This is a genomic window from Cryobacterium sp. 10I1 (assembly GCF_035019805.1).
Taxonomy (GTDB): Bacteria; Actinomycetota; Actinomycetes; order Actinomycetales; family Microbacteriaceae; genus Cryobacterium; species Cryobacterium glucosi.
Genome location: NZ_JASJVF010000451.1, coordinates 1 through 1,467, shown reverse-complemented (window position 1 = coordinate 1,467; position 1,467 = coordinate 1). Strand labels below are relative to the sequence as shown.

Genomic DNA, 1,467 nt, shown 5'->3' with positions numbered 1-1,467 from the left:
GAACCCGCGCATCGACGCCGGGCAGGTCGCCCGGATCATGACCGGGGCGCCGATCCCCGACGGGGCGGATGCCGTCGTGCCGATCGAGGACACCGACCGGGGCATCGACCGGGTCGGCATCCTCAGGGTGCCGGAGCCGGCAGCCCACATTCGCAGGGCCGGCAGCGACGCCGCAGCCGGCGACACCATACTGCGGGCAGGGACGACGCTCTGGCCCACCCGGATCGCCGCAGCCGCGAGCGCCGGCCGCGCTGAGTTGCTCGTGCACCCGGCGCCCCGCGTCGCGGTGATCTCGACCGGCGACGAGCTCGTCGCCGGTCGAGATCATCGTGCCCGGCACCCCCGCGCGGCGAGGCCAGATCCCCGACTCCAACTCGTACCTGCTCGCCGCTGCAGTGGCCCAGGCCGGCGGCGTCGTGCACCGGATCGGGGCGGTCCCCGACAACGAGGAGTCCCTGCGCACCGTGCTCGACTCCCTCATCGGCACGGTCGACGCGATCATCCTCTCCGGAGGCGTCAGCGTGGGAGCGTACGACGTCGTCAAGGCGGTGCTCGCCCCGCTCGGCGTGTGGTTCGGCCCGGTGCGGATGCAGCCCGGCAAGCCGCAGGGCTTCGGCCGCCTGCCCGCAGCCGGCACCGGCAGCAACAGCACCACCGGGAAGACAGGCTCCGCCGGAAGCGCCGCGCTCGGCCCGATCGTGTTCGCCCTGCCCGGCAACCCGGTGAGCGCGTTCGTCTCGTTCGAGGCCTTTGTACGCCCGGCGCTCCTGTTCATGGGCGGCCACGGCACCACCACCCGTCCGACGATCACGGGGACCGTCGCCCGCGGTTGGAGCTCACCGAGCGGCCGCCAGCAGTACATGCCCGTCGTCTGCGAGCGTCGTGGCCAGGAGACCCTCGTGTGGCCGGCCACCTCCGGCGGTTCCGGCTCGCACCTCGTCGCGGGACTCGGCCAGGCCGAGGGTCTCGCCATCGTTCCGGAGGAGTCCGACACCGTGGCTGAGGGCGACCTGCTCCCGGTCATGCTGGTGATATGAGTCATGCTGGTGGTATGACTTCCGCCCGAGACGAAACCGCCGCCGCCAGACCCGAAGGGCACGCTGCGCCGAATGCGCAGGCCGGGCAGCCGTTCACGCATCTCAATACCGCCGGCCAGGCCCGGATGGTCGACGTGACCGAGAAGCAGCCGACCGTGCGCAGCGCGACCGCCGCGGGTTTCGTATTCTGCGGGCCCCGCGTGGTCGCCGCGCTGCGCGACGGCACGACGCCCAAGGGCGATGTGCTCGCCGTCGCGCGCATCGCGGGCATCCAGGGCGCGAAGAAGTGCGCGGACCTGCTCCCCCTCGCCCATGTGATCGGGGTGCACGGCGCGGCTGTCGACCTCACGATCGAAGACACCGGCGTGCGGGTGGCGGCGACCATCCGCACGGCCGACCGCACCGGCGTCGAGATGGAGGCGCTCACGGC

General features: G+C 72.8%; 2 protein-coding genes and 1 pseudogene. All 3 read left to right on the top strand.

Annotated elements, in window-relative coordinates; all coding sequences use genetic code 11:
* Positions 1-37 precede the first annotated feature (37 nt).
* Positions 38-187, top strand: a pseudogene (locus QN345_RS20670) (molybdopterin molybdenumtransferase MoeA); the annotation flags it as partial.
* A gap of 142 nt (positions 188-329) precedes the next feature.
* Positions 330-1,037, top strand: coding sequence for a molybdopterin-binding protein (locus tag QN345_RS18975; protein WP_323509103.1), 708 nt, complete (start codon positions 330-332; stop codon positions 1,035-1,037).
* Between the two features lie 125 nt (positions 1,038-1,162).
* A partial coding sequence (locus QN345_RS18970) for a cyclic pyranopterin monophosphate synthase MoaC (RefSeq protein WP_323509105.1) occupies positions 1,163-1,467 on the top strand: 305 nt, incomplete at its 3' end.